The sequence below is a fragment of the Colwellia sp. 12G3 genome, assembly GCF_002836775.1.
Taxonomy (GTDB): domain Bacteria; phylum Pseudomonadota; class Gammaproteobacteria; order Enterobacterales; family Alteromonadaceae; genus Colwellia.
Map to the genome: position 1 here is coordinate 1 of NZ_PJAQ01000016.1, position 5,724 is coordinate 5,724.

At 32.4% G+C, this 5,724-nt stretch carries 7 protein-coding genes and 1 pseudogene; 3 read left to right on the forward strand and 5 right to left on the reverse strand.

What is annotated here, in order from left to right:
* Positions 1-103: 103 nt before the first annotated feature.
* A pseudogene (locus tag CXF71_RS21805) lies at positions 104-352 on the reverse strand (ATP-binding cassette domain-containing protein); the annotation flags it as partial.
* Between the two features lie 764 nt (positions 353-1,116).
* Here CXF71_RS21805 and CXF71_RS05455 point away from each other — a divergent pair.
* Together CXF71_RS05455 and CXF71_RS05460 are read left to right on the forward strand one after the other, a co-directional pair.
* Entirely contained in the window at positions 1,117-2,169 is a 1,053-nt protein-coding gene (locus tag CXF71_RS05455; RefSeq protein WP_101231962.1) for an HD-GYP domain-containing protein, read from the forward strand.
* Positions 2,162-2,572, forward strand: coding sequence for a winged helix-turn-helix domain-containing protein (locus CXF71_RS05460; protein ID WP_232771392.1), 411 nt, complete (start codon positions 2,162-2,164; stop codon positions 2,570-2,572). The genes CXF71_RS05455 and CXF71_RS05460 overlap by 8 nt, the downstream gene beginning before the upstream one ends.
* Positions 2,573-2,744: 172 nt before the next feature.
* Here CXF71_RS05460 and CXF71_RS05465 read toward each other — a convergent pair whose 3' ends face one another.
* The 4 genes from CXF71_RS05465 to CXF71_RS05480 all read right to left on the reverse strand — a co-directional run bounded on the left by CXF71_RS05465 (position 2,745) and on the right by CXF71_RS05480 (position 4,498).
* Entirely contained in the window at positions 2,745-3,020 is a 276-nt protein-coding gene (locus CXF71_RS05465) for a hypothetical protein (protein WP_101231964.1), read from the reverse strand.
* On the reverse strand, positions 3,013-3,720 hold the full coding sequence (locus CXF71_RS05470; RefSeq protein ID WP_101231965.1) for an EAL domain-containing protein: 708 nt from the start codon (positions 3,718-3,720) through the stop codon (positions 3,013-3,015). Before CXF71_RS05470 ends, CXF71_RS05465 begins: the two co-directional genes overlap by 8 nt.
* Entirely contained in the window at positions 3,708-4,070 is a 363-nt protein-coding gene (locus CXF71_RS21925; protein ID WP_442871918.1) for a winged helix-turn-helix domain-containing protein, read from the reverse strand. The genes CXF71_RS05470 and CXF71_RS21925 overlap by 13 nt, the downstream gene beginning before the upstream one ends.
* 170 nt (positions 4,071-4,240) lie before the next feature.
* Positions 4,241-4,498 (reverse strand): hypothetical protein, encoded by a 258-nt coding sequence (locus CXF71_RS05480; RefSeq protein WP_101231967.1) that lies wholly within the window; start codon positions 4,496-4,498, stop codon positions 4,241-4,243.
* A gap of 757 nt (positions 4,499-5,255) precedes the next feature.
* On the opposite strand from CXF71_RS05480, the gene CXF71_RS05485 reads away from it, so the two are divergent.
* On the forward strand, positions 5,256-5,724 hold a 469-nt coding region (locus CXF71_RS05485), incomplete at its 3' end, for a DUF2306 domain-containing protein (protein ID WP_198559840.1).

Sequence of the window (5,724 nt, forward strand, 5' to 3'; positions counted from 1 at the left end):
GTCGATGATATTGGCGCTAATGAATGATTATTTCATAGCTGATATCCCTGACCAAACTTTGCCACGCATTACGTTCTTCACTTCTCAAGAGGTTGCCAAAGGTTAATGCCATAACCGCAGCTGCATTTGTTGAATCAAGGTTACCTGTAGGTTCATCTGCCAAAATTATTGAAGGATTGCCCGCAATCGCCTGCGCAACGGCAACACGCTGTTGCTGTCCTCCCGATAACTGAGAGGGGAAATGGCTAGCTCTGTGGCCCATATCCACTTTATCAAGCGCACTTTTCACCATGGCTTTTCTTTGTTCTTTCGTTAAATCCTTGCGATAAGACAGTGGTAAATCGATATTTTCTTCTAGTTACATATCAATCTAGCTGAAAATCAGACTGACACCTGATTGTTATTCTAATTGTCGAGGTTCAAGCACCTTTAGCCACCTCATTGATCTTGTCGCATAAGTTCAAATCTGACATCACCGAGCACTTTTAGTTAAATTATATATATAAGTACTCAAATTTTTACAATTATCAGCATCTTATTATCTGCTATTGTGCATTTATTTTTAGTGATATAGACTAAAAAAACTACAACCCAGCCAACTAACAAAAGTTTTTATATTCACAAAAAACGTATAAAACAAACCATTTGCCACTCTACTTATTCAACTATAATACTCTTACAAAACAACAGATTCCTACCATTATAAGAGTCCTCTATTTTCATAATTAGTTTCAAAAAAAACAACTAACTATTATTTATTATAATGACAATATTTTATTAAAGTTGCATTGCTAGATATTAATTAACTTTATCACCCTTGATAGTGCCGCCCAACAAAAAAACCAACAAGCCATTGTTTTAAATAGGAATTAAATTTAAAGGTAAAGAGAGGAAATGAAGCGTAAAAATGATTGCTTGGTAATTTTAGATATCCTAATTAATTAACTTATCTCTAATATATTTATTAATGTCGCTAAGCATTGACATTATGGTAATCCGACCACTATAATGGTTTCGCCTCATGGATTAGGTTTATTACCAATGGGACGGTATCTAATTTTAAATTATAAAAGTGAATAACAATTCACTTTTGACGTTGTTAAAACGAAGATATCTATGAAAAAACTACTAACCCACCAACTTGAAGTTGGCATGAAGATCGTAAAACTCGATCGCCCTTGGCTTGAAACTCCATATTTTTTCCACAAATTTATTATTAAATCAGAACAGCAATTAACTAAATTGCGCACTTTCTGTGACTATGTATATATAGATTTTAATGATAAATATCCGAATAAGTGTAATAAAGATCATTCATTTATTAATGAAAAAGAGGTCCTTGCTCACAAAAAAATCGAACATTCTTTCAAATTACTCAATTTAGTTTTTAGTGATATGACTTACAAATCATATATAGACTCTTATAAAATTAAATTAGTGGTTAATAATTTAGCTCTTCAAGTTCTAGCTGACCAAAACACCTATTTATATTTAAATACTATAAAAAGCAGTGCACCTTCGATAGCCCAAAAATCAGTACGTGTTTTAATACTTTATATTACTTTATGTAAATATATAGGCATCAAAAAAGATAAGTTATTAGATCTTGGTAGCGCAGCCTTGTTACACGACATAGGGATGATTAAATTACCTATATCTTTTGGTCAAGCGGAAAAATTATCGGTAAATGAAACTAAATATTTACATACACATACCGAGATAGGCGTAGCATTAATCAAAAAATCAAGAGATTTCCCTGATTTTGTCAGTGATGTTATCGCTTCCCATCATGAATACTTTAATGGTACCGGTTACCCATACGGTCTTTCACAAAGAAACATTAACCTTTATTCACGAATGTTAACGGTCATTTGTACATATGAAGCCCTAACAAGAGATCGGCATTATAAAAAAGCGCTAACGACTTATGCTGCGCTTACAGAGCTGACTAAAGTCTCTGGTACCATGTTAGATCCACGAATAGTTGGCAAGTTCATTGAGTTTATTGGCCTGTATCCTGTAGACACTATTTTGAAAACTATCCAAGGAGATAATGTCAGAGTTATAAAAAAACTTGATCAAAATCAATATGAAGTAGTTAGCCTTTTAAAGGGAAAATCTAGTTTTATCATAAAAACCGATGCAATCACGGGAGTTCATTTTGAATAACTTAAACTTCATTGATTTAACAGATATTGAACAACAAAATAAATACGTTGCGACGAAAAGTGAACCTATCGGCTCTTGCAACAACCGATGCAAATATTGCCCATTATTTCCTTATGAAAAACTTTCAATAAAAGGCATTAATGAAACTCGTGATAGAGCAATATTTGACGTCAATGGTCAGCAACATAAGTTGACTCACCATGGTTTTCGATTGATGTGTGCACTAACACGTTACTCTGGATCAATTTTATCAAGAGAGTTTCTAAGTGAGTATGTTTGGCCGGAATCAAATGTGGTTAGCAATAATTTAAATGTGGCGATTTATGATTTGCGTATCGTATTTAGCAATTCGTCAATAAATATAGAAAATTACCGCAAGGAGGGTTATGGCTTAACCTTATAATTAATTATTTATTAGATGTGGTGTTTAATAGGCTTGAATATTATTTTAAGTTTATTAAACATACACCAATAGAAAATCAATACAACGTCACCAACATGAGTATTTAATATCAATTAGTTACAGAGGGACTGCAAACGTAAATCATTGAAAATAAAAGCATTCCTTATATCTATTAATCATATAAAGATTTTAAAAAGTATTTTTCCTCATCCGATATCAAACTAAGTAAATTTGAATGACTTTTTTTTGTTGTTTTTTCTTTTTGAACAATCAACTCCATTAGCAATAAACAAAAACTCTGATAACTTGGTTCTAATTTGGTTACGTCACCGTCCAATTCAGTTAACTTGAACAAATTTAAATTCATCTTTAATAATTCATCATCGTGTATATCTTCGGTGAGTAATTCAAATTCTTTGATTACTCTATCTTTAGATAACTTATGCATTTACAGACAGCTTGGTTTGTGAGAAATAATACCCTTGCATTAGCACATTTGGAATATTCGAAATATATTGTACATGCTTATTTAATTCTATTCCTTCGACTATAACGTCGTGTTTCTTGCTCAAATAACGCAATAAACCATCTAGAAATACTAGGTCCTCTGGTAATAAAGCCCAAAAAAGCTCTTTTGATACTTTTATTTTACTGAAAGCAATTTTATTTGAATTGACGATGTCAAAGTTTGATTGATTAGTACCAAAGTCATCTAACCATAAGTCAACATTGGGAGATTTACTTATTTTTTCTAATACCTTTAATTCAAAATGGCCAAATTTATTAATATCATTTTCTAATATTTCTAAAGCATACCTCTGATGATCAAAACTATTAATTAATGGAAAAAACTCGCTAAAATGACGAATAACATCTATGGGGGTATTTATACTAATTCGATATTGTCTATTTTTAGGTTCTTTTATAATATTACTCAAAATGAGTCTAAATAACTGTACATGCTCATATTCGGATAAGTATTGGAAAAATACAGCAGGAGATATCACGTTGCCTTGTTGCACTATAGTACAAAGCAGTTCAGCGTTATCACAATCATTAATAGTTGTCATTATCGCCTCCAAACGTGGTGCGATGTTAACTTCTCCCCATACAGCGGTATTAATAGTGAATTGATTTAAGCTATGCATTGCTGTCTCCCATTATAAACTAACTCTACTTCGACCGAAGTTAACATGTAGCCATACCCCCTAATATTTTCAATTTGAAGTTGTGTATGTCTCAAGTTGGTTCTTATCTCAGATATAACAACAGTTAAATTATTTTTAACAACCAAAGAATCTGGCCAACCATAAGTCTGCAAGTAGCTAAAACTGATTGGTTTGTCTTTTTCCCTTAATAAGGCGCATAACACTCTAAAAGCACGGCTTGAAAACTTTATTTTGTTATTGTTGAAACTAATTGTTTGATCATGAGAGGAAATGGATAAGTCATCTTTAAAGTTATGAATGAAATTCAAAGGACATTTACTGCAATACATTTCACAAGGTAGTGTTAAATTTTTTGATTCCACTTTATATTCTTCCCGCTATACAGCTATTACTGGCTTTAATTAAAGTAGTTCATCCGTGAACTCAGTTGGTTAACTCTCTTATTAGATGGAGTCTTTTAACCGACTGTATTACTGCCCCCAGTAATGTCAGATAATTTTTAATTCAAAGAGCTAGCGACTTTTACAATATTTCTTGAAAGAGTTAATTGATTGCTGTTATTTGATTTACCTTCAGAATTTAACTTTCCTAACTGAGAATCAAAGTGTTTACAGAGCACTCGTAAGTATTCAATATGAATGGACAGTAACGGAAGATCGTTACTTTCAATGAATACAATTGATTCATTAATTATTTCGTTGGCAAAATTAAGAAAGAATAAGCTTTCTTCTTTGTTGTTAATAAAATCGTTATTCATATTCACCTCTTTAAAATTCGAGGTTATTCTTACACAATTGTTACAAGTTAAAATAATTATAAAATTAATAATTATCTTAACTAGCGGTACCTAATTTAATTTCATGCATATATTAATTTTTTAGGTTCCGCTAAGGAATTACTTATGGTTAAACCTAAGCTTGGTGCTTTTTATATCGATATTTACGAACCATTACGGGTTATATTGCGCTACTTGCCTTAACAGTTTGATCTACTGATAAATTCTCAATATAAAGGTCAAATATACGGATACTAAAAAGTGTGTAATTCATATCTCCACGGCTAAAACTTCATTGCACGAACCGTTTATATGATTGACTTAATGTTGCCGTTTATCACCCATGTGCCACTAAAAATTAATATCCCTTCTCTTTTTGCTGGCAGAGCTATGGGTAAATCGCTTCGCACAGTCAGAAAGGCATTTCTAACGTTGAGACTTACCTTGGCTAAATAGTTTTTTTAATCACAACATTACTCGTCCCATTCATAGGATTTTATTCAACCTTTCGTTTCCCATATTTGGGATGATTATATTAACCCCAGTCTTAATTACACTTATATCCATATAAAACATAAACATACGCATTTGGCATTGTCCCTGCAATATATTCTGCTATGGACGGATTTATGATGAAATTCAAAAAATCTATGAGTTCATTTATTGGCCTAGCTATTGTCGAAATGATTAAATTTCACTAATAGCTAGGTGAGAATATAAATTTATTGAGGGACAAACAGTGACTACACTTTTGTTAATAATGATTCATGCTATCGCAGGTTCAATTGCCATAATTTCTGGCTTTTCAGCGCTGTCTTTACGTAAAAGTTCAAAGCAACATCGCACTGTTGGTAATGTTTTTGTTTTAGCTATTTTATTACTTGGTTTAACCGGGATTTATATCGCGTACTCTCGGTCAATTATGCTGTCTTTGGTTAACGGTATTTTTCTGTGTTATTTCGTTGGTACCGCATGGATGACAGTAAAACGTAAAGCAGGAACAATAGGTAAATTTGAATGGATCGCTTTTTTTGTTGCGCTTTTGATTTTTGGCATGCTAGTAAATTTTGCTATCGAAGCGTCACAAACTGACAGCGGAAAGTTAAATGGTTTTGGTCCTGAAGTATTCTATTTTTTCGCTACCATCGCTATGATTGCTGCCGTAATGGACTTAAAAATGCTCGCGAATGGCGGCATTAAGGGCAGTC